Raw genomic sequence first — 25,185 nt, forward strand, 5'->3', positions numbered from 1 at the left:
GGACCTCACTGGAACGCAGGCATCACGTCGCGGATCATCCGTTCGAGTGACGCCTTCTTGCGCGCGAAGCTCATGCCGGTATCGATCCACAACGAGTACTCGTCGAAGCCGAGCGCCTCGTAAGCCTTCAGGCGCTCGATGACCTCGGCGGGCGTGCCGATCACGTTGTTCTTGCGCATCGCTTCCGGCGTGTAGAACGGGTGTGCGGCGATTTCCTCGTGGCTCAGCGGCTTGATCATCCCGCGGCTGATCGGACGCTCGTTCTTGAACCACGCGCCGAAGTAGTTGTAGAACACGTTCACTTCGTCGGCGGCCACTTGCGCGTCGTCCTCGCTGCTCGCCACGTAGGTGTGACGCAGCAGCATGATCTGCGGGCGCGGCACATTGGGAAATTTCTCGCACGCGGCGTTGAAGTGGCCGACCAGCTTCTCGACTTCCTCGTCGCCGAAGTGCAGCGGCGTAACCTGCACGTTGCAGCCGTTCGCCACCGCGAACTCGTGGCTGTTCGGGTCGCGCGCGGCCACCCAGATCGGCGGATGCGGTCGCTGCAGCGGCAGCGGCGACGACGTCGTCGACGGGAACTGCCAGAACTCGCCTTCGTGCGCGTAGTCGCCTTCCCACAGCTTCTTCACCGCCGGAATGAGTTCGCGCATGCGCTGTCCCGCGCCCCACGCGTCGAGGCCGGGCATCAGGCGCTCGTATTCGAACGAGTATGCGCCTCGCGCGATGCCGAGTTCCAGACGGCCGCCGGAGATGATGTCGGTCATCGCGGCTTCGCCAGCGAGCTTGATCGGATGCCAGAACGGCGCGACGACCGTGCCCGTGCCGAGCCGCACGCGCTTCGTCTTGTTCGCGAGGTCGGCGAGGTTGATGAACGGGTTCGGCGCGATCGTGAAGTCCATGCCGTGGTGCTCGCCGGTCCAGACGGCGTGCATGCCGCCGCGATCGGCGATCTGGCACAGCTCGACCATTTCGTCATACAGCTGCTTTTGGCTGGTCTGGTCGGAGACGCGCTCCATGTGTACGAAAAGCGAAAAACGCATGATGTGACCTTTCAGGAAAGAAGCGGGCGGACGGTGCCGGTGCTGTGGTCGCCGAAGTAGAGGCCGTAGCTCTTCAACTGGCTCTCCTTGCGATAGCGTTCGAGCATGCTGGCGAGGGCGCTGTCCTGGAATGCGTCGGCCTCGATGTCGTCGAGGCTCACGAATTCGCCAGCGACCGCCGCTTCGTCCGGTGCGCTGCACAGGAACGAGATGTACTGGTAGTGCGTTTCGGTATTGTTGTAGACCGAATAAATGAAGCTTGCCGAAGCGTCCGGCTGGTATTGCCTGAAGAGTTCGGCGAGCGCCTTGTCGGCGCCTTCGTTGCCGATCTCCTTCGTGGGCAGCGCCCACTTGCGGTCGACGGTCCGAACCATGAGGACCTTGTCGTCGCGCGTGATGAGCGCGCTCACGATGACCTTCGGGCCGGCGATCACTTCGGCCGACAGCTTCGCGGGCGTGAAATAGCCGCCGCGGTAATAGCCGAGCCCCGCGTAGCCGGCGGAATGGAATGCCTCGACCTTGCCGATGATGAGCGCGTGATCGCCCGCGTCGATCACCGCGTGCGTCGTGCAGTCGAACCACGCGCTGACGTCGTCGATCAGCGGGTTGCGATGTACGCTCAGCTGCCAGCCGACCTTCGCGAAGCGATCGTCGCTGGGCCGCGCGAACGTGTTGGACAGGTCCTTTTGCCCTTCCGCGAGAATGTTGATCGCGAAGTGGCCCGTGGTGGAAAACGTCTGGAAATTGCTCGACGTCTTCGCGATGCTCACGAGCAGCAGTGCGGGGTCCAGCGACACGGACGAGAACGAGTTCGCCGTGAAGCCGAGCGGCCGGCCGTCGTCGCGGGCGGTGGTGACGATCGTCACGCCGGTCATGAACGCGCCGAACGCATCGCGCAGTTCCCGGGTGTTGATCGCCGGGGCTTCCTGGCTGGTTGCTTGGCTCATGTCACACTTCCGATGTCAGGGTTTCCGCCTGCGGCTCGGTCTGCAACCAGGCACGCAGGGCGCGATTGACTTCCTCGGGCGCGGTCAGGTTCACCATGTGGCGCTCGTTCTCGATCACGACGGCCTTGCCGTCATGCGCGGCCTGCGCCATCTGCCTGGCCATCTCCGGTGTCGAATTCGGGTCGTCCGACCCTGTGAGCACGAGGGCAGGGCAGGCAATCCGGTGCCAGCCGTCGGCATACACCTCATCGCCTTTCGCGAATGCGGTGTACGCGGTGGCGTAGCCGGCGAGGTCGACGGACTGCAGCCACGATTCGACCTTCTGCGCGGCGGCCTGCTGCGCTTCCTCGGCGTTGAACCAGCGCCGCAGCGGCGTTTCGACGTCGATCGTCCCCGAGCGCAGTTCGGCGGCGCGTTGCAGGACGGCTTCGCGCGCCTGCTCGGTGCGGCGGTACACGCCATTGAGCACCGCCACGCGCTTGACGAGATCCGGCCGGGTCACGGCGACGCCGGCGGCAATCAACGAGCCCATCGAGTGGCCGGCCAGGTTGACCGGGCCGACCTGAAGCGCCTCGATGAACTCGATCGCCCACTGCACGAACTGCTGCAGGTCGGCGTCGGTATCGAGCGAATCGCTCGTGCCGTGGCCCGGCATGTCAACTGACATCACACGAAAATCGCGCGACAAGTCTTCGATTTGCGGATACCACGCGTTTGCCTGCATGCCCACGCCATGAATCAGGACCAGCGGTTCGCCGGCACCCTGATCGAGATAATGGGCGGTGCGGTTATTTGACAGCGGCAGGGTTCTTGACGTCATTTCCGAGCTCTGCGAGATCTTTGTAGCGGTCGCCGATGCGGTGATGCGGACGGCCGGCGGTGGCGGCGCCGATGGTGATGACCAGTTCGTCGGCGGCCGGTGCGTCGGGAATCGAGAACTGGAGCGTCAGGTAGTGCGAACGGCGGCCTTCGTCGTTCTTGTCCATCATCGGGATCAGGAGCGGCGCATTGGCCGGGCCGCGCGTGTTGTTGAACGCGAGGTACGACTTCGCGCCGACGGCCGTGCGATAGGTGTTGCCGAAGTGCAGTGTGTGGATCAGCGCGGACGCGTGCTCGATTTCACCGTCGAGGCCGACGATCGCACTCTTGCCGAACGCTTCGACGGCGTCGCCCGAACCGGCTTCGTCGAGGATCATCTTCGTCAGGTGTTCGCTGAGTTGCGGCGCGAGCGAGCGAATCTCCGGCGACAGGTCCTCGACATACCCGCGGCCTGCCCACGGGTTCTTGATCACGGCGACCGCGCCGATCATCTTCAGCGGTTTGGCAGCGACCTTGTCGCCATCCACGTAGAGCGTCTCGACATGGAGGACGGATTTCCGAATCAGGCTCATGGCACCTTCCTTTCGTGCGTTGATTGTGGAGTTCATTGTGGTATACCATGTTACGGCATGCCATGAGTGTTAACCCTTGTCGGAAAATTCCGGAAAACGGAGATGGAAAATGACTGCGTACTGGATTGCCCACGTGACTGTGCTCGATGCAGCGAAATACAAGGACTACACGGATATCGCACCGCAGGCGTTCAAGAAGTTCGGCGCCGTATTCCTCGCGCGCGGCGGCACGTCGCAGGTGCTGGAGGGGGAGGCGTTCGAACGCCACGTCGTGATCCGCTTTCCCGATATGCAGACGGCGCTCGCGTGCTATCACTCGCTCGAATACCAGGCGGCGAAATCGAAGCGGGACGGGCATTGCCGAGCGCAGATCGCGATCGTCGAGGGGCTGGAGGGCTGATCGCGTGGCTGACGGCGCGCTCGCGGCGCGCGGGATGGAAAGCCCTGACAGTTGGGTCATAATATGGCATTCCATGCTTGCGCCTGGCTCATGGCCGGCGGCAGGCCAATACCCGTTTCCAGAGTACCGCCCATGCAAGACCTCAAAATCGACCGCAATGCCAAGACCCTGCGCGAACTGACGCTCGACAAACTGCGCGGTGCAATCGTGCAGGGATATTTCCGGCCGGGCGCCCGGCTCGTCGAGCGCACGCTGTGCGACGAGCTCGGCGTAAGCCGCACGGTGGTGCGCGAGGTGCTGCGACATCTGGAGACCGAAGGGCTGGTCGAGACCGTGTCGCGGCAAGGGCCCGTGGTGGCGCGGCTCGATCCGGCGCAGGTGGGCGAGATCTATGAACTGCGCGGCCTGCTTGAAGCCAATGCCGCGCGCGCGTGCGCCGAGGGCGCGACACCCGAGGTCGTGCGGCAACTGCGCGAGGTCCGCGCCGTTATCGAAGATGCGTTCGCGAAGCAGGATTTGCCGCGCGTACTCGAGTACACCGAGCGCTTCTACGAAACGCTGTTCGAAGCAGCGGGAAAGCAGGTGTCGCTGACGGTCGTCAAGACGCTCAACGCGCGCATCAACCGGTTACGCGCATTGACCATCGCGATGCCGGGGCGCGGCGACGACTCCAACATCGAGATGAACCGACTGCTCGACGCGATCGAGCGGCGCGACGGCGACGCGGCTTCGGCAGCATCAGCCGCGCATATCAAGCGGGTTTCCGAGCTGGCGCTGTCGGCGCTTGCGCAGCAGGACGAGGCAGTCGCCGACAGTTGACGGAATCCCGAGCGCGGGTTTTAAAGCGCGCGGTTCGACATGAAAGGCCGCCGGCACGAAAAGCCGGCGGCCTTTTGTTTTGTCTGTCGATTGACCGGACAAAATCGAATGCACGGCCTGTCTGTCGTCGCATCATGGTTTTCCATGATTATTGGCGTATTGTTGTGGGCCATAAGATGGAATACCATAATATCATCGAATAACGCAGTGATCACGGGAGCACTCCATGGCTGAGTCGATGACCGGACAAACCGCGCAACAGGCATTCGACACGCTCGAATTCCGCCGCGCACTCGGCGCACTCGGCGCATTCGTCACGGGCGTGACGGTCGTCACGACGCTCCAGTCCGATGGTTCGCCGCGCGGCTTCACCGCAAATTCGTTCACGTCGGTATCACTTGACCCACCGCTGATCCTCGTGTGTATCGCGAAGACGGCGTCGAGCCATGCGGTGTTCTCCGCCACGCAACGTTTTGCCGTGAGCGTGCTCGTGGAGAACCAGACCGACATCTCGGGCGTCTTTGCATCGAAGGCGCAGGACAAATTCGCGCAAGTGCCGTGGGGCACGTGCAAGACGGGCGCCCCGATGATCCACGATGCCGCGGCGAGCTTCGACTGCCTGACGCATGAGGTCGTGGACGCGGGCGACCACATCATTCTGATCGGACGCGTGATCGACTTCGCGCAGACGAGCGCGTCGCCGCTCGGCTACTGCCGCGGCGCGTACATGAATTTCAGCCTGTCGCAGGATGCGTTGTCCGCGGCGGCGGGGCGCGCGCATGTGGGCGCGATTCTCGAACATCGCGACGGGCTGGTGCTGGTCGATACGCCGCAGGGCCTGGCGTTGCCGGTCGGCATCAAGCTCGAACCGGCGAGCGACGCGGCGAGCCTGCACCGCGTGCTCGCGAAGCTCGGCCTCAACGCGCATCTCGACTTCCTGTTTGCGGTGTTCGAGGCTGTCGGCGAGCGCGAGCCGGGTGTCCACATCTATTATCGCGGCCGCGTGATTCACACCGGTTCGCCCTGGTTCGACAGCAGCATCCGCATCGTGCCGCTCTGGCAGATTCCGTGGGACGAGATCGCCGACACCGCCGTGCGCTCAATGCTCGAACGCTACGTGCGCGAACGCAGACAGGACGCGTACGGCATCTATGTCGGCGATACGGAAGCTGGAACGGTACAGGCGCTGGCCTTCGCGCATTGACAGCGGCTGGGAGCGGTGCGCCACAGTGATGAAAGACAAGATCAAGAAGCTGGCGCGACTGGTGCTGCCGGCCTGAGTACGCGTGTTCGAGCGGCTACCGTCCCGGTGGCCGCGAGCCCGCAACCGTTTCCCCTCGGAGAGAGACCATGAGCAGCAGAAGCATCCCGCGTTTCGCAGCGTCGCGTCTGGCATGCATCGCACCGTTGGCCGTTCTTTGCGCCGCGCCGGCGCTGGCTGCGGACCCGATCGTGTTCACGAGCTGGGGCGGCACGACCCAGTCGTCGCAACAGAAGGATTGGGCGCAGCCGTTCGCGCAGGCGAGCGGCATCAACGTGCTGATGGACGGGCCGACCGACTACGGCAAGCTCAAGGCGATGGTCGACAGCGGCAACGTGAGTTGGGACGTGGTCGACGTGGAAGGCGACTTCGCGTTCGCAGCGGAAAAGGCCGGGCTGATCGAACCGATCGACTATTCGGTGGTGAAGAAGGCCGAGCTCGACCCGCGCTTCACGACGCCGTCCGCAGTGGGCAGCTTCTACTACTCGTTTGTGCTCGGCTACAACAAGGCGAAGTATACGAGCGCGCAGCCGCAAAACTGGGCGGACCTTTTCGATACCAAGCGCTTCCCGGGCAAGCGCACATTCTACAAGTGGTCGGCGCCGGGCGTGCTCGAAATCGCGCTGCTCGCCGACGGCGTGGCGCTCAACAAGCTGTATCCGCTCGATCTCGACCGCGCGCTCAAGAAGCTCGATTCGATCAAGGGCGACATCGTCTGGTGGAGCGGCGGCGCGCAGTCGCAGCAGTTGCTTGCGTCGGGCGAAGCGCCGATCGGCATGTTCTGGAACGGCCGCTTGCATGCGCTCGCACAGACCGGCGTACCGGTCGGGATGTCGTGGAACCAGAACCTGACCGCCGCCGACATGCTCGTGATTCCGAAGGGCGCGAAGCATCGCGACGCGGCGATGAAGTTCCTTGCCGCCGCGACGAGCGCGCAGTCCCAGGCGAAATTCGCGACCGATACGGGCTATGCGCCGATCAACGTGAAGTCGGCCGCGCTGATGCCGCCGGCGATCGCCAAGACGCTGCCCGACCAGTACAAGGAATCGCAGATCAACCTCGACATGAAGTACTGGGCAGAGAATCGCGACGCGATCGCGAAGCGCTGGTACGCGTGGCAGTCGAAGTAAGCGCGCGCGGAACGACGTACGGAACTGGACGCCGTTCAGGATGCCGAACCGGCTCGGCTGAGCAACGAACCTGCATTGGGCCAGGGGTAACAGGACCAGAAGCGCCAACCTGGCCGACAAAGGAGCCACCATGCCCAACGTATTGAGTACCATCGCGCATCCGCCCGCGGCGAACGCGCACAAGCGGCGCGACTGGCGCAGCATGCGGCTGCTGATCCCGGCGATGCTGCTGCTCGTGATCTTCTTCCTGCTGCCGGTGCTGTCGCTGCTGTTGCGCAGCGTGCTCGAGCCGACGCCCGGTCTGCACAACTACGAGCAACTGCTCGGCTCGACGATGTATGTGCGCGTGTTCGGCAATACGTTTCTCGTCGCCACGGTCGTGACGCTCGTCACGCTCATCGTAGGCTTTCCGATGGCGTGGCTGCTCGCCATCGCACCGCGCAAACTCAGTTCCGTGTTGTTCGCGATCCTGCTGCTGTCGATGTGGACCAACCTGCTCGCGCGGACGTTCGCGTGGATGGTGCTGCTGCAGGGGACCGGGCCGATCAACCGTGCGCTGATGGCGATTGGCGTGATTCACGAGCCACTTTCGCTCGTGAACAACCTCACCGGCGTGACAATCGGCATGACGTACATCATGCTGCCGTTCCTCGTGATGCCGCTGCATGCCACGCTGCGCGGCATCGACCCGTCGACGCTGCGCGCCGCCGCGGTGTGCGGCGCGAGCCGCTGGCAGGCGTTCTGGCGCATCCTCGTGCCGCTCGCGATGCCGGGCGTGGCCTCGGGCGCGCTGATGGTGTTCGTGATGGCGCTCGGCTACTTCGTCACGCCGACGCTGCTGGGCGGCCCGTCGTACATGATGCTGGCCGAACTCATCGCACAGCTCGTGCAGGAACTGCTGAACTGGGGCCTCGCCAGCGCCGCGGCGTTCGTGTTGCTCGCCGTGACGCTCGCGCTCTATGCGTTGCAGCTGCGCTTTACCGGCAGTGCACGCGCAACCACGGGAGGTCGCTGACATGTTGCTCGATTTCGATCGCCTGGGCGCATTGCGCTGGATTCTCGTGGCCGTGGGCGCGGCCGTTGCCATGTTTCTGCTGTTGCCGATCTTCTTCATCGTCGCGCTGTCGTTCGGCGATTCGCAGTGGCTCATCTTCCCGCCACCGGGCTGGACGCTCGAATGGTACCGGCAGCTTTTCACCGACGCGGGCTGGATCGACGCGCTGCTCACCAGCGCGAAGCTGGCGGTGATCGTCACCGCACTGTCCGTGCTGCTAGGGTTTCTCGCGTCGCTGGCGCTCGTGCGCGGCAAGTTCCGCGGCCGCGAGGCCGTGCGGGGCTTCTTCCTCACGCCGATGGTGCTGCCCGTCGTCGTGCTCGCCGTCGCGCTCTACGCGTTCTTCCTGCGCATCGGCCTGAACGGCACGATGACCGGCTTCGTGATCGGCCACCTGATCATCGCGCTGCCGTTCTCGATTATTTCGATCAGCAACTCACTCGTGAGCTTCGACACGGCGCTCGAGGATGCCGCGCTCATCTGCGGTGCGTCGCCGCTCACGGTGAAGTTGCGGGTCACGCTTCCCGCGATCCGGCTCGGCCTCTTCGCCGCCGCGATCTTCGCGTTCCTGGCGTCGTGGGACGAAGTCGTGGTATCGATCTTCATGTCGAGCCCGACGCTGCAAACGCTGCCCGTGCGGATCTGGGCGACGCTGCGGCAAGACTTGACTCCCGTCGTCGCGGCCGCGTCGTCGCTGTTGGTCGGACTGACGACCGTATTGATGCTGGCGGGCGCCGTGGTGCGCCGCGCACGTGCTAACTGAGGTAACACGCCATGACTGCATTCCTGCAAATCCAGCGCCTGCGCAAGACCTACGACGATGTCGTCGCGATCGACCAGGTATCGCTCGACGTGCGCAAGGGCGAATTCATGACTTTCCTGGGACCGTCGGGTTCGGGTAAAAGCACCACGCTCTACATCGTCGCGGGCTTTCAGGAGCCCACCGACGGGCGCGTGCTGCTCGACGGCAAGTCGCTGCTGTCGGTCGCGCCGAGCCAGCGCAACATCGGCATGGTGTTTCAGCGCTATACGCTGTTCCCGCATCTCACGGTGGGCGAGAACGTCGCATTTCCGCTGCGGGTCCGCCATCGGCCCGAAGCCGAAATCAGTGCGAAAGTGGAGCAGATGCTCAAGCTCGTGCATTTGTCCGAGTGTCGCAACCGGATGCCCGCCCAGCTCTCCGGCGGGCAGCAACAGCGCGTCGCCATCGCGCGTGCGCTTGCTTACGATCCGCCCGTGCTGCTGATGGACGAGCCGCTCTCCGCGCTCGACAAGAAACTGCGCGAGGAAATTCAACTGGAATTGCGCCGCATTCACCAGGAAACCGGCGTGACGATCCTCTATGTCACGCACGACCAGGAGGAGGCACTGCGCCTGTCGGACCGTATCGCCGTGTTTAACCAGGGCCGCATCGAGCAGGTCGGCACCGGGGAAGAGCTCTATGCGAACCCGGCTTCGCGGTTCGTCGCGAGCTTCATCGGCAATTCGAATTTCCTGCCGCTGAAGGTGACGAGGAACAGCGACGGTCGCATGAGTGGCGTGTTTCCCAACGGCCTCGAATTGGCGTCGGACGTGTTTCATCCGACGCTCGCCGCTGGCGACGATGGCACGCTCATGATTCGCCCGGAGCAGATGCGTATCAGCGCGCTGCAAGGCGCGAGCGCCGCAAAAGCACCAAGCGGTTTGCCCGTGACTGTGCGAGATATCACGTATCTCGGCGACGCGATGCACTACGCGGTGGCAACACCCTGGCAGCAGGAAATCTCGATCCGCATGCCGGCGGCGCATCGCCACGACAGCGGTATTGCGATCGGCACGCAGGCGCTCGTCGACTGGGATGCGCGTGATGTGCGTCTCTTCGCGCAAGCCTGACGGCGGCAGCCATGAGTAACGCACTGCCATCGCTTAAGGTCGAACGCCCGACGGCCACGCTGCGGGAACTCGCACTCGAGAAAATGCGCACGGCAATCCTGGAGGCGCATTTTCATCCGGGAGAGCGGCTCGTCGAACGCTCGCTGTGCGAGACCCTCGGCGTGAGCCGCACCGTGGTGCGCGAAGTCTTGCGGCATCTGGAAACGGAAGCGCTCGTCGATTCGATTCCGAATCATGGGCCGATCGTCGCCGTGCTCGACTGCGAGACAGCCGCGGAGATTTACGAAATACGCGCACTGCTCGAAGGCGAGGCGGCCATGGCTTGCGCACAGCATGCCGACGAGCGCACCGTCGCGGATCTCGCGGGCTTCATCGACCAGATTCAGGCGGCCTTCGAAGCGCAGGACCATCAGGCAGTCAGGGCGCTGACTTCGGCTTTTTACGAGCGTATGTTCATTAGCGGGAAAAAGCGAGTGGCTTGGGAAATCGTGCAGTCGCTGACGGCGCGCATCAACCGCCTGAGAGCGCTGACGATCGCATCCGACGACCGCGGCCGCCAGGCCGTCAACGAAATGCGCCAGATTCTCTTGGCCATTCATGCCGGAAACGCAGTCGGTGCGCGAGAGGCCGCGATTGCGCATGTGGAAAGGGTGGCCGAGATTGCGCGCAGGCTTCTGGCGGTGGGGCGTGAGCAGGAGTTAACGCGTCATGCGGGATAGCGAGCTTTGATTTGGTTGATCACACCGGAGGCATGATCTTTTCCTATTAATAGTAATGCGAATTAATTGTAGCAAGAAGGAGGAGCCGTGAAGAGAAGGGGACTCAAGATAACACTGGTGTTGGCGCTGCTGGGAAGTTCGTTCGTGGCGCCGGGAGCGCATGCGCAATCGTCCGTCACGCTTTATGGCGTAATCGATGAGGGGATCGACTACGTCAGCAATAGCGGCGGCCATTCACTATGGCGCATGCGCGACGGCACGTACGACGGCGTATACGGCAGCCGCTGGGGTCTGAAGGGTTTGGAAGATTTGGGCGGCGGGCTGAGCGCGTTGTTCAAGCTCGAGTCGGGCTTCAGCACCGAAAACGGGCAGATGCGTCAGGGTGGTCGCCTGTTCGGCCGCCAGGCGTATGTTGGCCTTTCGGATACGCGCCTTGGCACGCTTACGCTCGGCCGCCAGTACGACTCGGTGGTGGATTTCCTGCAGCCGCTCACGGCGCCCGGCCAGCTTGGCGGACTGCTCGTGCATGCAGGCGACATCGACAACACGGACAACTCATTCCGTGTGGACAACGCGATCAAGTACGCAAGCCCGAAGATCGGTGGCCTCACGTTCGGCGGAATGTATTCGTTCACCAACACCAACGCTCCGGGGCGCGGTACGACGGGACTCTGGAGCCTTGGCGCGAGTTACTCACTCGGTTCCCTGACCGTCGCCGGTGCGTACCTGTACGCGAAAAACCCTGTGCTGCTCCTGAGCGACGGCAACTATGTCGGCAATACAACCGGCGCGAATATCGGCGCGAGCGGCCCGTTTAGCTATGTCGGCAATCCGCGTAACGAGCAAATATTCGGTGCGGGCGTGAACTACGTGCTCGCCTCCGCGACACTCGGCCTCGACTACACGAACACGAAGTTCAACGACGCCAACGGCACAAACGACACGGTGATCTTTACCAACTATGAGGCGTGGGGGCGCTACAACATCACGCCGTCTTGGTACGTCGGCGCACAATACGCCTACACGCACGGCAGCATCGGCTACAGCCGGGAAGTTCCCATCTATCACCAGGTGGGGCTCACGACATCGTACTCCCTCTCGAAACGCACGGCGCTCTATGTACTCGGCGTGTGGCAGAAGGCAGCCGGTGCGGCCACGTACGCGGACATCTTCGATGGCGTGGTGGGATCGGCGTCGTCCAACAATCATCAGATCGCGGTACGCGTAGGCATGTATCACCAGTTCTGATCGTTAGGGCGCTCCGCCTTGGCGAGTCGCTTGGCCTGGAGCGCGGCATCAACTCGCATTTTTGCATCAAATGAAAGTAACGTGGAATTGAAGACCATGTTGAAGGACGCGGCGCTCTTGCGCGATCAGGCTTATATCGATGGGCAATGGTGCTCTGCCGACTCGGACGCGAGTTTCGAAGTGTTCGACCCCGCAACGGGCGCATCGCTCGGCAGCGTTCCATTGATGGGAGAGTTTGAAACATCGCGCGCGATCGCCGCCGCGAATGCCGCGTGGCCAGCGTGGCGCGCCCGCACGGCCAAGGAGCGTGCGAATGTGATGCGTCGCTGGTATGACCTCATGATCGAGAACGCCGACGACCTCGCGCTGATCTTGACGCTGGAGCGGGGCAAGCCACTCGCGGAGGCGAGGGGCGAAATCGCTTACGGCGCTTCGTTCATCGAATGGCTCGCCGAGGAAGGTAAGTGTGTGGCCGGAGACACGCTCGCCACGCCGGCTTCGGACAAACGGCTCGTGGTGATCAAGGCGCCGATCGACGTTTGCGCCGCCATTACGCCGTGGAATTTCCCCACGGCAATGATTACCCGCAAGGTGGCCCGGCCCTCGCCGCGGGCTGCCCAATCGTCGTAAAGTCCGCTGAAGCCACACCGTACTCCGCGCTCGCACTTGCAGTTCTTGCCGAGCGCGCCGGTGTACCCAAAAGGCGTGCTCAACATCGTTACCGGCGACCCCAAGGCGATTGGCGGTGCGATGACAAGCAGTCCTGTGGTTCGCAAACTTTCGTTCACCGGATCGACGGGAGTGGGCCGATTGCTGATGGCGCAAAGCGCGCCCACGGTGAAGAAGGTGACGCTCGAACTCGGCGGCAATGCACCCTTCATCGTGTTCGACGATGCCGATCTCGACGCCGCAGTGGAGGGCGCAATCGCCTCGAAGTACCACAACAACGGGCAAACGTGCGTCTGCACGAATCGTTTCTACGTGCATGAGCGGGTTTATGACGCGTTCGCTGCCAAGCTGGCCGCAGCCGTCAAGGGGCTGAAGGTCGGACACGGCACGGAGGGCGGCGTCACGCTGGGACCGCTCATCAACGAGGCGGCGGTCAGGAAGGTTGAAGCGCATATTGCGGATGCGGTGGGTAAAGGAGCAACGCTCGCTACGGGCGGCAAGCGCCACGTGCTTGGGCATGGTTTTTTCGAACCCACGGTCCTGACCGGTGTTACCGCGCAAATGGGGGACGCTTCAGGAAACGGGAAATAAAGCACGTTTAGCCGGAAAAATCCCACAGGCGGGCTCGCTTGAGCTCGTCGCTCCGCAGGTAGATTGGGTCCGTCGCAATCGACGCAGCACCAATTCGGGTGCGCTTGTCACCTGTCGAGCCTGACAGATCAATTTTCTTTGGAGCGAGTGAAAGTAACGATTGTTGATAACTTCGGCCTTCACCTCCAATGCGGTCTTGCCCTCCGCGCCGATAACACCCATCGTCGACGACGCACCTCCGTCGAGATTGACAGAGAAACCGGGCGTCCCGTTCATTCTGTCGAGTCTCGCCCCGACGTTTGCCCACTCTGGCATCGTAAATCCAGTGCCACGCAGGGGCGTTGTTGCACAAATCAGGTGTGAGGGCGAAGTGATGCCTTTGTTCATGATCTCAGGCGATGCGGACGGACTGCGGGCGGCCGAGTTCGGCCATGCGGTTGAGCACGCCCACTCGAACGGCAACTTCGGTCGCCTGGGTATCGGTACGATGTGCCCACAGGCACGGACCCGTGAGCGTCTTGAACCGGTACATCGCGTTCTCGGCCAGCGAACGACGGTGGTAATGGCTTTGCTGCTTCCATTCGCGTCGACTGCCTCGCGCGATGGCGTCGACAGCTTCGTTGCGCTGAGCTGCGCCGGGCGTGGTAGACGGCCAGTGAACTGCACCTTCGCGAGGCGGAATCGAGGGCATCGCGTCGCGCGCGGCGATCTCGGCGTAGCAGGTCTGCGTGTCGTATGCGCCGTCGCCGCCGATGGTATCGACAGGCTCGTCGGTCGGGATTCGATCAAGCAATTCGTGCAGCACTTCGCCGTCCGCGACATCCTGGTGCGTCATGAGCGCCGCTCGCAGTTGGCTGGTGTTCGCGTCGAGTGCGAGATGGACTTTGCGCCAGGTGCGGCGCTTCGAGTAACCGTGCTGGCGGACCTTCCACTCGCCTTCGCCGTAGACCTTTACGCCCGTGCTGTCGACGACCAAATGCAGCGGTTCACCGCTATGGATGACAGGCAGCTTCACCCGCAGCGTTTGTGCACGACGGCACACGGTCGTGTAGTTCGGTACAGGCAAATCGGCGAAAGCCAGATCGCGCAGACTTTGCGCAAAGCCCTGCAAGGCGCGCAACGGCAAATGGAACACTGTCTTCAAGCCGAGCAATGCCTGAACCCGTGCATCGCTGTACAGTCGCGGACGACCACATGTGGGCTCGGTATCCGGCACGTTCGCAAGAACATCATCGTCAATCCACATGGTGATGTTGCCTCGATTGATCAGGCCGGCGTTGTACGTCGTCCAGTTTCTGACGCGGTACTTCGCCTTTGGCTCTTGCGTCGTGCCCTTGTCCTTGTGCATGTTTTCGCACGCAAAGATCGAGAATCTACGCATGAACCCGAATCGTTAACAGAGGCATCGCTCGGCCTGTGGCGCGTAAACGTCACGTCGGCAAGCCGCATTAATGCAACAACGCCCCACGCAGGCCGCGCTCCTGCGCAGGATCGGTACTGGTTGCAACCGCAATCCGGTAACTGTCGGCTTCCGTGCGCTGGCCCGGCATCGACAGCAAGCTGCGCGGATTAGGATGTTCGGCATGCTTCAACTCGCCGGGACGAATCACCGGGCTGTCGAAGCGATAATCGGGGATCCTTTTCGGTAACTGTGCAAGGGCTATCTGATGATGGTTGCAGTGGGCGGAATTGCCCTCCTGCAACCATCGATGCAGATGGCATATCTGCGTCCAATTCTGGAACCTATTCTGATTGACTAGTGAAAACTCTTCGGAATCAAGGTTGCTGTTTCGCACAATGCGGTTTGTGGTACTTATAGATTCAGTATGGTTATCGATCTTTGATATTGATTGGGAGTTGACATTGACTAACAGTGCGTCCATTTCGCGAAGCCCGTCACCCAGCCAATATGAAAATGAGCGGTCGTCGAGCGCACGCATGCCTGGCTGCATCACTTCCGTCGTCTCCGTATTCGTTTCGAGCGCCGTGCTGACATTCACGGCGCGTTCCTCAAACTCGGTTGCGGCCTAATCTGCTGGAATACCCTTCGGCGGCCCGACCAGTCTTTTTGAAACCGCCTCTAAGAAAATCGTGGATTCTGATTGGGCAGGTTTTGCACTTGAAAAATCATTCGAAATCATTTCCTTCGGAAGTCAATCAAAAATTAGAAACAATCGAGAGGTGCAATTAATCAATAAAAAGTTGCCGAAATAGCAAGGCAGTTTTGATGAGGGAAAATGAAGATTTGATAAGGATGAAAGATCTGGAAATTTCAGGGCTCTATGAAGAGCCTGTCAAGGCAAATTCGGAAATAGATCGCCTCGACGCAAAGAATGACGCTGCAATTGAAATTCGATGCCGCCGATAAAACTGCGTCAGGATTAACAAAAATCAAGACAAAAAAACATTGATCGATGGCGACGAGAGAATTCGGAATTAAAGTGGCGTATTGATGGGTTTGAATTCAAAGCTCCCGTCTCAGTGAGCTGATTTAATAAAAAAATCCAAGAACCGGGAGGAGGTGGCTCGCCTGAAAGGGCAGATTTCATTGCTCGCCGGGAAACTCGGCATCAATTTTTTTGGGGGGGGTAATTTAATGTGGAGTTCCGTGGATCTGTTATTTTAAATCAATCGATAATTAATTTGTGGGGCTTCATGGCTAAAATAGGGAATTTTTACGACTCCGGAACCTCAGTTAATGACGAATTGAAATCCGAGTGCGTCGATATTCACGATGTAAAACGAAGGCCATCGTTTGGCGAGAATTCCGGTCCGCATTCAGATTTATCGGCATTTTTTCGAACGCGACAGAACTCGCCCAATAACGAAAATCCTGCCAGGCCGCTGCGTGTCACATCCCCGCAGAGGAAATCGAGCTTTGCACAGCCTGAACGAGAGCTGAAGCCGATCCTGACCTACGACTACACGCCACAGCCGGAAGACCAGCACGGCAGTGCGGAATATTTCAGATACTTCCGGACGACCAATGACCTGAACACCCTTCCGGAGCACTTGAACCGGGAAGGACTCGGCGAATTGCGGCTGTCGGGGAGCGATACGATCGCGACGACCGGGCAAATCGAACGTATCGCAAGCGCTGCGAACGTTCAGGATCTCGAGCACCTGTATATCGTCGATCTCCGTCAGGAGCCGCACGTGGTGGCAGACCGTTACACACTGACGCTACGCGGCCCGAAAGATTGGGCCAACGTAGGCCTTTCACACGACGAAGCGTTGCAGCGCGAAGCCGACTGGATTAACGATCTTCGTCGAAGCGAGAATCTGAAGATCGATAGCGCGGAAGATTTCAAGACGGGCACCAGGCCCATGAGGTCGGTCACGCTGCATCGTCCGGAGATCGTCAGCGAGCAGGAGCTCGTCGAACGCACCGGGGCAAAATATGCTCGTCTGACGGTCACCGACCACCTGCGGCCGGACAACGAAGCCGTCGACCGGTTCGTCGATATCGTCCGCCAGATGCCGCCAGGCGCGGCAATGCACGTGCATTGCAAGGGTGGCAGAGGACGCACGACCACTTTCATGGCGGTCTATGACATGTTGCACAACGCTCAACGTGTATCGGCAGACGGCATCATCGACCGGCAAGGCGGGCTGGGGCACTATCAATTGAAAAAGATCGATGGACAGAACGCCGTCTTTCGACGAGACCGATTGTCGTTCCTTTATTTGTTCCATCAATACGCGGAACAAAACCCGGGCGGGCAGCCGCAAACCTGGAGCGCATGGCGCGCGTCCCGCACGGATCTCAGGCACGACGGTCGGTGAAGCTCAACTGTTCCTGGAGATATCGGACGAACGCCTGCACCTTGGGCGACGGCGCGCGTTCTTTCGGGAACAGCGCATTCAGATCCTGCGGCAGCCCCATCCAGTCCGGCAATACGCGGCGCAGCCGGCCCGCCTTGACATCCGGCTCCATGCTCATGTCCATCGCCAGCATCAGGCCTTGTCCCGCGCGTGCCGCATCGAGGATCAACGCGGGATCGCTTGCGACGATCACCGGGTCGAGCTGGTAGTGCTCCGGCGTGCGGCCCGGGTTGCGCAGCGTCCAGATGTAGCAGCCGGTGCCCTTGGCCTGATGCAGCGCCAGGGCAGGATGGCGGCGCAGGTCGTCCGGCCCGGCCGGCGCGCCGTGCGCGTCCAGGTACGCAGGCTGGCATAGATCGACGTCGCGAAGCTGCCGAGGCGTCGCGCGACCAGGCTCGAATCCGGGAGGATGCCGAAGCGCAGTGCGATATCCACGTCTTCGGCGAACAGGTCGAGCGAGATATGCGTCGCGACGATTTCGAGCCCGACATCGGGGTAGCGCGAACAGAAGCCCGCGATCAGGGGCCGATCCAGGTGACGCCGAACGAATACGGCACGGTCACGCGCAGCCAGCCGCGCGGGCCGTCGCGCAACTGGTGCGCCGCGCTTTCTGCCGCATCGAACTGGTCGGCAATCGCGCGGCATTGCTCGAAGTAGGCCGTACCCGCCTCGGTCAGCCGTAGCTTGCGCGTGGTCCGGTGCAGCAACTGCGCGCCGATATGGGCTTCCAGTTCCTGGACGCGCCGGCTGACGGTCGTCTTCGGAATCTGCAGCGCCGCGGCCGCGCCGGTGAAGCCGCCCGCCTGGACGACGCGGACGAAGACGAGCGTGTCGTTCAGATCCCTTGCCATGGATGCATTCTTGTTCGGAACGGTCGTGATGATGGAGCAAAAGGCTAACACGTCCATTGTTCCATCGATGGAGCAATGCTTGCCACGCCGACGGGCTAATCGGCAGCGCGCCGATCCCCTATCTTCAGGGGAACCGACCCAACCGGGGAATGAAATGAACGCGTCCCACCCGAAACCGTGAGAGCAGAGGAAGGAGGTGGATCCTCACGGGCCAACGGCATCGAAGTGCCCAAGTGGAAAATTCACGCATTTCCCGGCAACCGGAGGATCCACGATGAACAGTATGGCCGTAGGCATCGAAATCGCCAAGCAGGTTTTCCAGGTGCATTACGTCGACCGGGAAACCGGGGAGATCGTGAACAAGCCGATCAAGCGAGCAAAGTTGCTGGAGCACTTCGCAAATCGCGCACGGTGCCCGATCGGGATGGAAGCGTGCGGCGGTGCGCACCACTGGGCTCGGCAACTGGCAAAGATGGGTCACGAGGTCAGGCTGATGCCGGCAGAGTTCGTGAAGGCGTTCAACATCCGCAACAAGAACGATGCGGCGGACGCGCGGGCGATCTGGCTAGCGGTGCAGCAGCCGGGCAAGCTGGTGGCGGTGAAGACGGAAATGCAGCAGGCGATGCTGGCACTGCACCGGATGCGCGAGCAGTTGGTGAAGTTCCGCACGATGCAGAGCAACGGATCGTGTGGGCTGTTGACGGAATACGGCGAGGTGATGAGCCGTGGCCGGGCGAAGCTGAACTAGGAAATACCCATCGCGCTTGGCCGGCTCGCGGAGCGCCTGCCGGCGGCGCTGATTGATACGTTGCGCGAACAGTGGAACTGGTTGGCGAGGCTCGACGAGCAGATTGACGAGATCGAACGTCGGATGCGCGAATGGAAGAAGGAAGACAAGGCTGTTGCGGCAATCAGCGAGATACCCGGCGTGGGGTTGCTCACGGCGACTGCGGCAGTGGCGATGATGGGCGACGCAAAGGCGTTTCGCTCAGAACGCGAATTCGCCACATGGGCGGGTCTGGTACCGAAGCAGACGGGATCGGGCGGCAAGGTGAACTTGCACGAGATCAGCAAGAGGGGCAGACACCTATCTGTCCTCAGCCGCCCGGGATCGCGGCCAACCTCGGACAGAAAGCTGTTCGTCGGCGCGGACGTGACATACGGTTCGCCCGCCGCGTCGCGGTTTTGCACGGCATCCAGCAACGCGGCGCTGTCCCGCACGCTGCGGCTGACGCCCAACTGGACGCCGAACCCGGAGAACGCCTTGTCCAGCGCCTGCCCGTTCGAACTGCGCCCGCGCGTCGGCTTGAGAAGACGGCGCACCCGACGAGTGCATCGCTCTTTGCCCCGTCGACTGATGCGCCAGCGTCGCACGTCGCCCCATGCAACACGCCCTCGACAACCGATTGAATTCGCTCGGTACGTCAGCTTCGTTACGACAAGCGATTGGCTTCCCGGTATGACAGAGGATGTACGCCCGGCCGATCGGCGCCCGCTTCGCAATGCGGGTCGTTGCTTCGCTTTCCTCGGCCTTGGCGCGGTAGTGAGAATCTACGATCGTCATGCAGAAGTCATACAGCGGTCATAGAGAGGTCATGCATAACACTGGTCGGCGGTGTGTCGGGCCGGCTCGTTGCGTCGTCGCTGGAGTCCCAAGATGAAGTTAACTAGCATGGTGATGCGGCTCAATCGTGTCGAGGCCCAGGAATCGCGTGACACACCGCCGCGATTGCGGGAGGTCGAGCAACGCGCGAAAGCGAGCACGTCGATGCCGGGCAAGCTGCGCGATCTCGTCGACAAGGTAACGGCGACCAGGCAGACTGCCGCCGCAGGCGGTCTGAGCGACGATGGGCTGGACATGGCGCTCAGGAATCCGAATATGAGAGGACGGGGCGCACGTGCGATCTATCGCGAAGCAGTTTCACGCGATAGGGCCGCGAGAACGCGGGATGCTGCGCAGCCGCCTGAAGGCGGGATGGTGGAACACGAAGCCCGTCAAGCCACTGAACTTGACATGCTGGCGACGGAAACGCCGCCGCCGGCCGTCGCACTCCCCGCCGGCGCGGTCATTCATCCCGATTCCGGTGCGCTCGATGCAGCCCACCTGCGGCAGACCGTCGGTGCGTTGTTGGCGGCTCTGCCCGACATCCCGGCCGACGTCGCGAACGGGCATCCGCGCGTCACGGCATTGCGAGCCCGTCTCGCGAAGGAACTCGCGGAAATCGGCGATGCCGCCGACGCCACGAACGTGCGGTCGGACCAGCGGCATCTCGCCGTCCGCGACGGTTTTGCCAGGGCGACGCGCACGTCGAGGGCGTTGACGCGTTACCTCGACCGCAACTACGTGAAGCGCAACACCGGCGGCGCAGGTGCGGCATCGGCACGCGAGCATGATCTCTTTTCCGCCCTGATGACGGAACTGAAGCGCGTCCACTTCAGCGCGGCGGCGCCGGATCTGATGGCGGATTACACGAATCGGGAAACCGCACGGCTCGAACGCGTGGCGCATGGCATCAGCCAGGGTGTGTCAGGCCCGAACGTGGTGACGAGCTCGGGCGCGAGCCTTGGCTATTCAACGGGTATCGGCAACGTTAGCGGCAACGCGTCGGGCGGCAGTACCGTGCTTTCCGACGACGATCGCGACGTCCTGTTCTTTCCGTCGGCCGGCGCAACCGTTCAGGGCGGCGTCGGCACCGAGATATCGGGCTGGGCCGCGCGCGTCAATGGCCAAGCGTCATACTCGGGCGGCGACACCTTCTTCGGACACGCCAGCCTGAAGGATTTGCTGACGCTGGTGGCGAACAGGGACGCGAACCGGTCGATCATCACGTCGGCCGGCCCGAATACGCGCAAGATCGTGTACGGTCGGCAGCGCATCGCGGCGGCGGTGTCGCAACTTCTCGGCCGCAATTACGTGCCCGAACCCGGGCGGCCGTATTTCCTGGCTGATAAAAAACTCGAGAAGGGTTTCAATGGCGTGAAGTTGGCGCTTCTTGCGATGGCGCTCGACGAGACGCTGCGCAGCCATGGTGGCACGCCGCGATTCGGCGAGATCATCGAGGCCGCGTATCCGGCTGTTGGCGACGTCGTGCGACAGCGCCTTGCCGATCACCAGCCGCTACCACCGGCAACGCGCAAGGATGTGCCGGATTCCGTTGCGTACGCGGATCACCCGGTGGCATTTCGCGACGCGACGCTCGGCGTCGATGCGCGCCTGGGCCGGTCGACGAACGGCAGTCAGAATATCGGTGCAAAGGTCGCACTGGATTTGCTCGCGCGCGGCGAACTGATGCAGTTCTTCGTTGAAACGGCCATCGCGCCGCACCAGATCCTCGACCTGTCGCATCACAAGGACCTGAAGGCGACGCTTGCCGTGCACCAGCAGCTCGACGCGCTGTGCAACGGTGTACCGCCTGCAGCACTCGGGCTCTACGGGAAGATGCGCGAACGCCTGCAACGCGAGAGCGGTACGGACCCGCTACCGGCCCTGTCGGCGCAGGACGAGGCCATCTACGGTGATGGCGCATCGATTCCGTCGCAATTTCACGATGCGATCCGGCGTCCGACCGCCGAGCACCTCGAGCGCGCTGGTGAGGCGGCGGATGCGTTGAAGCAGCATTATCTGAGCTTTATCGAGTACGCCGCGACGGTGCTCGCACGCAGCGACCGCTTCCTGCCGCACGCCGCGAGCGAGCAACTCGAAGCGCTGCGCAGCGAAGCCTTTTCATGGATCAACGAGACGGTCTGGCACGGCCGCTATCCCGAGGCGGACGCGCTTGCCCATCCGGACAAATTCGTGTCCGCGAGCTATGCGAGCATCAGCCTCGCGCTCGGCGCGGTGGGGACGCATATCGGCATCGCCAAGGAACGTCTGTCACGCGATGCCGACGAGAACAGCCGGGGCGCAGTGATTCAGGCAGACCGCAGCTATGCACAGGCGCGCGAACTGCTGGACAATGTCTATCTGCCGATGAAGAACTACGACGTGCAGAAGAACGGCCCGCTCGAAGAGCGCGGGAAGTGGCAACGCTGGCATGCGGTGTTGCGCGGTACCGCGTCGGGTGGAGCGACTGTCAACGCAATGGGTGCGCTGCTCGGTCACTGGAACAAGTCGCTCGGTCCGGTCAACGTCACCAACGAAGCGGGCAGCATGACCCTGAGCGTGGAAGCGAAATTCCTCTATGCGGACCAGCAGATCAATCCGATCCGGGCCGGCAAGTTCTGGCAGATCACGCTCACGGCGAACGGCGGCAAACCGCTGGCCGGCGCGGCGCTCGGGATCGCGGTGCGAAAGGCGCTCAACAAACTCAATGAGGCGCTCGCAACGGACGAGCCGAAAATCGACAGCGCCGAGATCGCGCGCCAGATGCAAGGCCTCGTTTTCGACGCGTCGGAAGGCAGCACGATCGTGATGAAGTTCCGGCAGCCGCCGGAGTTGAGTGCGAAGTCGACGCATCTGCAGTACGTGCGCGTGCTCAGCAACAAGAACGCGGGATTGAACGAATCGGTGACCATACCGACCCCCGTCGGCCTGTTCACGCCGGGTATTTCGCATACCGACGCATCACAGGGATTCGAGGGCGAGATCATGGGCTCGGATCTGAGCTATCTGATCCTGCAGCATCCGAGGCTTACCGCCGTGCTCGACCATCCGGACGCAGCGACGCCTGCAGGTCTGAAGGCGCGCTTCGATGCGAATCCTCGTGTACGAAACGGCTACTTTGCCACGTCGTCGACCATTGTCGATACGGTCGAACGCTACGCGGCGTTTCTCAATGCAAAGGCGCAAGCGACACGCCAGGGCACCCGGATCGAGGATGCCCCAAAGGTCAACGAATTCTTCCGTCTGCTCGCGTCGGAGCCATTTAGTCGGGTGGCAGGCCACGCACGGCGCGCGCAGCTGAACGCGCCTGGCTCGGCGGCGAACGGTGTGTGGCCGCCTCCGGATGCGGACGAATCGTGGGCGGATGAGGTGGATCTGACCGGCATCGACTTTGCGGCAGCAAGGGGGCGCCTTGACGCCTCGGGTTCGATCGATGAGCGCACGAGCTATCTGTGCGGAGAAGGGCGGCCACTCCTCGATGCGTACGCAAGGATAGTCGGCAGCATGCGCGAGATCAACGCCGGCACACTGTTTCATGCCGAGCCGCGCCCTCACGGATTCCAGACTCTGTTGCGCGATCCGGCCAGGCTGCGCCGCGAGAACACCGCGATTCAGCCAGCGCATCGCGACGGCACGCAGACTGATATGAGCGACCCGCCGCGCACCCGTTTGCAACCGGTCGACGATGCAGCTTCCGCGTCGTCGGTCGACAGGGCTGAGACGCCAGCCGCGACGAATACTTCATCGGCACCGCAGACGACCACAACTGCAATCGTCCGTGACGAGCCAGCGCAGTTTATCCACGAATTCGGTTATTTGGGGGGAATGATCCGGGCTTGATGGACGAGCGCGGCGCGCCCGGGGTTCGCGCTTGCGCTTCGCATGGGCAGGCGCGGCCAAGAGGGCCGTGCCTTCACGGCGCGTCGATATCGCGTTACCCGGAAACCGATTCCGCGAACAGTTCGCAAACAGCGCGTTTTTCGTGGCCTTATCCCGGACTGAATCGCAACCTCGGTACTGTCTGGCCATGATGTCTTGTCAGTTGGTCGTTCTTCATGTCGTCTTCCATTGGTTCCGTTTCCCCCGCCGTTTCGACGTTTTCGCCCGAACACGACGCATCGCTAGCCGACCCTGCATCGGTCGAGGCCGCGAGCCCCTCGGGCAGCGGTTCTCCGCGCGCATCAATGAACCTTCCCGAACGAGTGCCGCGCGGGTCGATCGACACGGGAAGCACCGGTGGGCTGCGCCGATACACCACGAGGAAGCGGGGCGGTGAAAGTGCCGTGCGAACGTGCCGACATCGACGACTTCGCGAAACAGTGAGCCGGTTCGTATTCCTGCTGCGGAACGACGGTCGTTGAACCAATGTTCAGGGGTGCCTGTCGAGCTCGCCACTGCCTGAGCACCAAGCGATGAAACCCTCATTTGATCCATTCGTTTCGACTTCTCCGGACGTCGATCAACATGCCAGTCGACCGAGCGGCGAAGTTCCTGCGGGAAATACGCCGCCTCGGCATGCTGCAGAGTCGCTACCTCCAGCGCTGAGCGCGCTGCGTAATCCACAAAGTCCGTCCAATCCAGCGCTGCGTCCGTCATCGTTTCGCGTTCCGGGTTCCAATCCTACCCCTGTCGTGCTTGCCCCGATTCCGCGACGCCCCCATGTTCTGGATCAGGTCGTTCACCGCCTGGAGGGGGACGAAGCAGTAGGGGGGAAACCGGGACGTGCAGCGCCGAACGCATCGCTCGATCTGAAGAGACCGGCCAATCCCGCGCCCGTTTCGTCATCGTTTCGCGTTCCGGGTTCCGATCCTACCCCTGTCGTGCTTGCCCCGATTCCGCGACGCCCCCATGTTCTGGATCAGGTCGTTCACCGCCTGGAGGGGGGCGAAGCAGTAGAGGGGAAACCGGGACGTGCAGCGCCGAACGCATCGCTCGATCTGAAGAGACCGGCGAATCCCGTGCCCGTTTCGTCTCCGTTTCGAGCCCCGGGGGGGCCTGCTCCCGCGTCACAAAAGGCACCCGCATGGGGACGATTAGCCAACCGCGTCGAGCACGGCGCGCAATCGCAGGAAAACCGGAGTTCACGGGACCAGATACGCGAGCGCCTGGAGAAAGAAAAGGATCAACCCAGGATTCCTGCGTATCTCGCCGAGCCGCATGCGGATGCAGAATCTCGGGAGGACATCCGGAAGCGCAAAGAGAGCGAAATGGATAAGCCCAGAACGCCACAATACCCTTCCATCTTTCCGGCATCCGCACCGCCGGCAACATCGCCGCAACCACGCTTTAGAACGAACCCGGAAACCGGGAAAAAGGAAGTATGGAAGCCGACAAACCCGGCGGAAGACGATGTCGATGAACACGTAAAAGCGCATGCATTGAAGCTCCGAGAGCGCATTACCGGTCGAGCAGACACCCGCGAGCTTGACGTGAACAATCTACTCGACGCGAGATGCCTGGACGCAGCAGTGCAAGGTACTGACGTCGTCGATCTGCGGGGGGTAGAGGGTTATGACAGAACGGCTCGGAGAAACCCGGATGAACATTGAGTCGAGATTGATCGTGATTCGCCGCTTGACCGCCAGGAGTGGCGTTGTTGCATTAATGATGCGTGAGGACGAAGTGGTGCCTTTGGTCACGAACTCAGACGATACAGACGGATTGCGGACGTGCGAGTTCCGCCATCCGATTGAGCACGCCCACGCGAACGGCAACCTCGGTGGCTTGCGTGTCGGTGCTGCGTGCCCACAGGCATGGACCCG

20 protein-coding genes and 4 pseudogenes are annotated in these 25,185 nt (G+C 62.2%); 15 read left to right on the forward strand and 9 right to left on the reverse strand.

The genetic code is table 11. The features are described 5' to 3' along the window. Positions 1–5 precede the first annotated feature (5 nt). From CFB39_RS38815 to CFB39_RS38830, 4 genes are read right to left on the reverse strand one after another with little or no spacing between them, the layout of a single operon-like run. A complete protein-coding gene (locus tag CFB39_RS38815) occupies positions 6–1,043 on the reverse strand; it encodes an LLM class flavin-dependent oxidoreductase (protein WP_089477002.1) in 1,038 nt (345 codons plus the stop codon). Between the two features lie 11 nt (positions 1,044–1,054). Next, complete coding sequence (locus CFB39_RS38820) at positions 1,055–1,990, reverse strand: flavin reductase (RefSeq protein ID WP_089477003.1); 936 nt, start codon at positions 1,988–1,990, stop codon at positions 1,055–1,057. Position 1,991: 1 nt separating this feature from the next. Beyond that, on the reverse strand, positions 1,992–2,810 hold the full coding sequence (locus CFB39_RS38825; RefSeq protein WP_089477004.1) for an alpha/beta fold hydrolase: 819 nt from the start codon (positions 2,808–2,810) through the stop codon (positions 1,992–1,994). Continuing rightward, positions 2,779–3,381 (reverse strand): amino acid synthesis family protein, encoded by a 603-nt coding sequence (locus CFB39_RS38830; RefSeq protein ID WP_089477005.1) that lies wholly within the window; start codon positions 3,379–3,381, stop codon positions 2,779–2,781. The genes CFB39_RS38825 and CFB39_RS38830 overlap by 32 nt, the downstream gene beginning before the upstream one ends. A gap of 109 nt (positions 3,382–3,490) precedes the next feature. Between CFB39_RS38830 and CFB39_RS38835 the strand changes: the two genes are divergently transcribed. The 10 genes and pseudogenes from CFB39_RS38835 to CFB39_RS38880 form a co-directional block, all read left to right on the forward strand. Then, entirely contained in the window at positions 3,491–3,781 is a 291-nt protein-coding gene (locus tag CFB39_RS38835; RefSeq protein ID WP_089477006.1) for a DUF1330 domain-containing protein, read from the forward strand. A gap of 132 nt (positions 3,782–3,913) precedes the next feature. Further along, positions 3,914–4,600, forward strand: coding sequence for a GntR family transcriptional regulator (locus CFB39_RS38840; RefSeq protein WP_179257821.1), 687 nt, complete (start codon positions 3,914–3,916; stop codon positions 4,598–4,600). Positions 4,601–4,826: 226 nt separating this feature from the next. Further along, positions 4,827–5,804 (forward strand): flavin reductase, encoded by a 978-nt coding sequence (locus CFB39_RS38845; RefSeq protein ID WP_089477008.1) that lies wholly within the window; start codon positions 4,827–4,829, stop codon positions 5,802–5,804. Between the two features lie 146 nt (positions 5,805–5,950). Continuing rightward, positions 5,951–6,991 (forward strand): ABC transporter substrate-binding protein, encoded by a 1,041-nt coding sequence (locus CFB39_RS38850; RefSeq protein ID WP_089477009.1) that lies wholly within the window; start codon positions 5,951–5,953, stop codon positions 6,989–6,991. Between the two features lie 130 nt (positions 6,992–7,121). Next, the gene (locus CFB39_RS38855) at positions 7,122–8,006 is read left to right on the forward strand and encodes an ABC transporter permease (protein WP_089477010.1); all 885 of its coding nucleotides are present in this window, start codon (positions 7,122–7,124) and stop codon (positions 8,004–8,006) included. 1 nt (position 8,007) lies between these two features. After that, positions 8,008–8,808, forward strand: coding sequence for an ABC transporter permease (locus CFB39_RS38860; protein ID WP_089477011.1), 801 nt, complete (start codon positions 8,008–8,010; stop codon positions 8,806–8,808). 11 nt (positions 8,809–8,819) lie between these two features. Then, positions 8,820–9,917 (forward strand): ABC transporter ATP-binding protein, encoded by a 1,098-nt coding sequence (locus CFB39_RS38865; protein ID WP_089477012.1) that lies wholly within the window; start codon positions 8,820–8,822, stop codon positions 9,915–9,917. Between the two features lie 11 nt (positions 9,918–9,928). Continuing rightward, a complete protein-coding gene (locus CFB39_RS38870) occupies positions 9,929–10,636 on the forward strand; it encodes a GntR family transcriptional regulator (protein ID WP_089477013.1) in 708 nt (235 codons plus the stop codon). Between the two features lie 144 nt (positions 10,637–10,780). After that, entirely contained in the window at positions 10,781–11,884 is a 1,104-nt protein-coding gene (locus CFB39_RS38875; RefSeq protein ID WP_089477018.1) for a porin, read from the forward strand. Between the two features lie 96 nt (positions 11,885–11,980). Beyond that, positions 11,981–13,117 (forward strand): annotated as a pseudogene (locus CFB39_RS38880) (NAD-dependent succinate-semialdehyde dehydrogenase); the annotation flags it as partial. A gap of 418 nt (positions 13,118–13,535) precedes the next feature. Here the strand turns inward: CFB39_RS38880 and CFB39_RS38885 are convergent. After that, a complete protein-coding gene (locus tag CFB39_RS38885) occupies positions 13,536–14,492 on the reverse strand; it encodes an IS5 family transposase (RefSeq protein ID WP_089477019.1) in 957 nt (318 codons plus the stop codon). Positions 14,493–15,066: 574 nt separating this feature from the next. Here CFB39_RS38885 and CFB39_RS38890 point away from each other — a divergent pair. Both CFB39_RS38890 and CFB39_RS38895 read left to right on the forward strand, forming a co-directional pair. After that, positions 15,067–15,216: pseudogene (locus CFB39_RS38890) on the forward strand (IS5/IS1182 family transposase); the annotation flags it as partial. Between the two features lie 571 nt (positions 15,217–15,787). Continuing rightward, positions 15,788–16,930: a hypothetical protein gene (locus tag CFB39_RS38895; RefSeq protein WP_089477014.1), complete on the forward strand. Its 1,143-nt coding sequence runs from the start codon at positions 15,788–15,790 to the stop codon at positions 16,928–16,930. On the opposite strand, the gene CFB39_RS41340 is transcribed toward CFB39_RS38895, so the two are convergent. The 3 genes from CFB39_RS41340 to CFB39_RS41115 are packed head-to-tail and all read right to left on the reverse strand — an operon-like array spanning position 16,911 to position 17,820. Next, on the reverse strand, positions 16,911–17,270 hold the full coding sequence (locus CFB39_RS41340) for a LysR substrate-binding domain-containing protein (protein WP_256991574.1): 360 nt from the start codon (positions 17,268–17,270) through the stop codon (positions 16,911–16,913). The two genes, CFB39_RS38895 and CFB39_RS41340, sit on opposite strands and share 20 nt — an antisense overlap. Next, positions 17,159–17,542, reverse strand: a complete 384-nt coding sequence (locus tag CFB39_RS41345) for a LysR substrate-binding domain-containing protein (protein ID WP_373452776.1) — start codon at positions 17,540–17,542, stop codon at positions 17,159–17,161. Before CFB39_RS41345 ends, CFB39_RS41340 begins: the two co-directional genes overlap by 112 nt. Next, positions 17,488–17,820, reverse strand: coding sequence for a LysR family transcriptional regulator (locus CFB39_RS41115; RefSeq protein WP_256991573.1), 333 nt, complete (start codon positions 17,818–17,820; stop codon positions 17,488–17,490). The genes CFB39_RS41345 and CFB39_RS41115 overlap by 55 nt, the downstream gene beginning before the upstream one ends. A 274-nt stretch (positions 17,821–18,094) precedes the next feature. On the opposite strand from CFB39_RS41115, the pseudogene CFB39_RS38905 reads away from it, so the two are divergent. The 3 genes and pseudogenes from CFB39_RS38905 to CFB39_RS40025 all read left to right on the forward strand — a co-directional run. Continuing rightward, positions 18,095–18,937, forward strand: a pseudogene (locus tag CFB39_RS38905) (IS110 family transposase); the annotation flags it as partial. Positions 18,938–19,477: 540 nt separating this feature from the next. Continuing rightward, a complete protein-coding gene (locus CFB39_RS38915; protein WP_144030414.1) occupies positions 19,478–23,263 on the forward strand; it encodes a hypothetical protein in 3,786 nt (1,261 codons plus the stop codon). 1,367 nt (positions 23,264–24,630) lie between these two features. Continuing rightward, positions 24,631–24,972, forward strand: a complete 342-nt coding sequence (locus tag CFB39_RS40025; protein ID WP_144030415.1) for a hypothetical protein — start codon at positions 24,631–24,633, stop codon at positions 24,970–24,972. A gap of 94 nt (positions 24,973–25,066) precedes the next feature. Here the strand turns inward: CFB39_RS40025 and CFB39_RS40030 are convergent. Beyond that, positions 25,067–25,185 (reverse strand): annotated as a pseudogene (locus CFB39_RS40030) (IS5/IS1182 family transposase); the annotation flags it as partial.

Origin of the sequence: Burkholderia sp. AU6039 (assembly GCF_002223365.1) — a bacterium.
In the GTDB taxonomy this organism is placed as follows: Bacteria; Pseudomonadota; Gammaproteobacteria; order Burkholderiales; family Burkholderiaceae; genus Burkholderia.

Bases quoted from the DNA above. Each gene is read 5' to 3' on its own strand.
- CFB39_RS38815 (WP_089477002.1), bottom strand. From the start codon at position 1,043: ATGCGTTTTTCGCTTTTCGTACACATGGAGCGCGTCTCCGACCAGACC.
- CFB39_RS38840 (WP_179257821.1), top strand. From the start codon at position 3,914: ATGCAAGACCTCAAAATCGACCGCAATGCCAAGACCCTGCGCGAACTG.
- CFB39_RS41115 (WP_256991573.1), bottom strand. From the start codon at position 17,820: ATGGCAAGGGATCTGAACGACACGCTCGTCTTCGTCCGCGTCGTCCAG.
- CFB39_RS40025 (WP_144030415.1), top strand. From the start codon at position 24,631: ATGGATAAGCCCAGAACGCCACAATACCCTTCCATCTTTCCGGCATCC.
- CFB39_RS38820 (WP_089477003.1), bottom strand. From the start codon at position 1,990: ATGAGCCAAGCAACCAGCCAGGAAGCCCCGGCGATCAACACCCGGGAA.
- CFB39_RS38850 (WP_089477009.1), top strand. From the start codon at position 5,951: ATGAGCAGCAGAAGCATCCCGCGTTTCGCAGCGTCGCGTCTGGCATGC.
- CFB39_RS38830 (WP_089477005.1), bottom strand. From the start codon at position 3,381: ATGAGCCTGATTCGGAAATCCGTCCTCCATGTCGAGACGCTCTACGTG.
- CFB39_RS38835 (WP_089477006.1), top strand. From the start codon at position 3,491: ATGACTGCGTACTGGATTGCCCACGTGACTGTGCTCGATGCAGCGAAA.
- CFB39_RS38860 (WP_089477011.1), top strand. From the start codon at position 8,008: ATGTTGCTCGATTTCGATCGCCTGGGCGCATTGCGCTGGATTCTCGTG.
- CFB39_RS38855 (WP_089477010.1), top strand. From the start codon at position 7,122: ATGCCCAACGTATTGAGTACCATCGCGCATCCGCCCGCGGCGAACGCG.
- CFB39_RS38865 (WP_089477012.1), top strand. From the start codon at position 8,820: ATGACTGCATTCCTGCAAATCCAGCGCCTGCGCAAGACCTACGACGAT.
- CFB39_RS38845 (WP_089477008.1), top strand. From the start codon at position 4,827: ATGGCTGAGTCGATGACCGGACAAACCGCGCAACAGGCATTCGACACG.
- CFB39_RS38915 (WP_144030414.1), top strand. From the start codon at position 19,478: ATGAAGTTAACTAGCATGGTGATGCGGCTCAATCGTGTCGAGGCCCAG.
- CFB39_RS38885 (WP_089477019.1), bottom strand. From the start codon at position 14,492: ATGCACAAGGACAAGGGCACGACGCAAGAGCCAAAGGCGAAGTACCGC.
- CFB39_RS38870 (WP_089477013.1), top strand. From the start codon at position 9,929: ATGAGTAACGCACTGCCATCGCTTAAGGTCGAACGCCCGACGGCCACG.
- CFB39_RS38825 (WP_089477004.1), bottom strand. From the start codon at position 2,810: ATGACGTCAAGAACCCTGCCGCTGTCAAATAACCGCACCGCCCATTAT.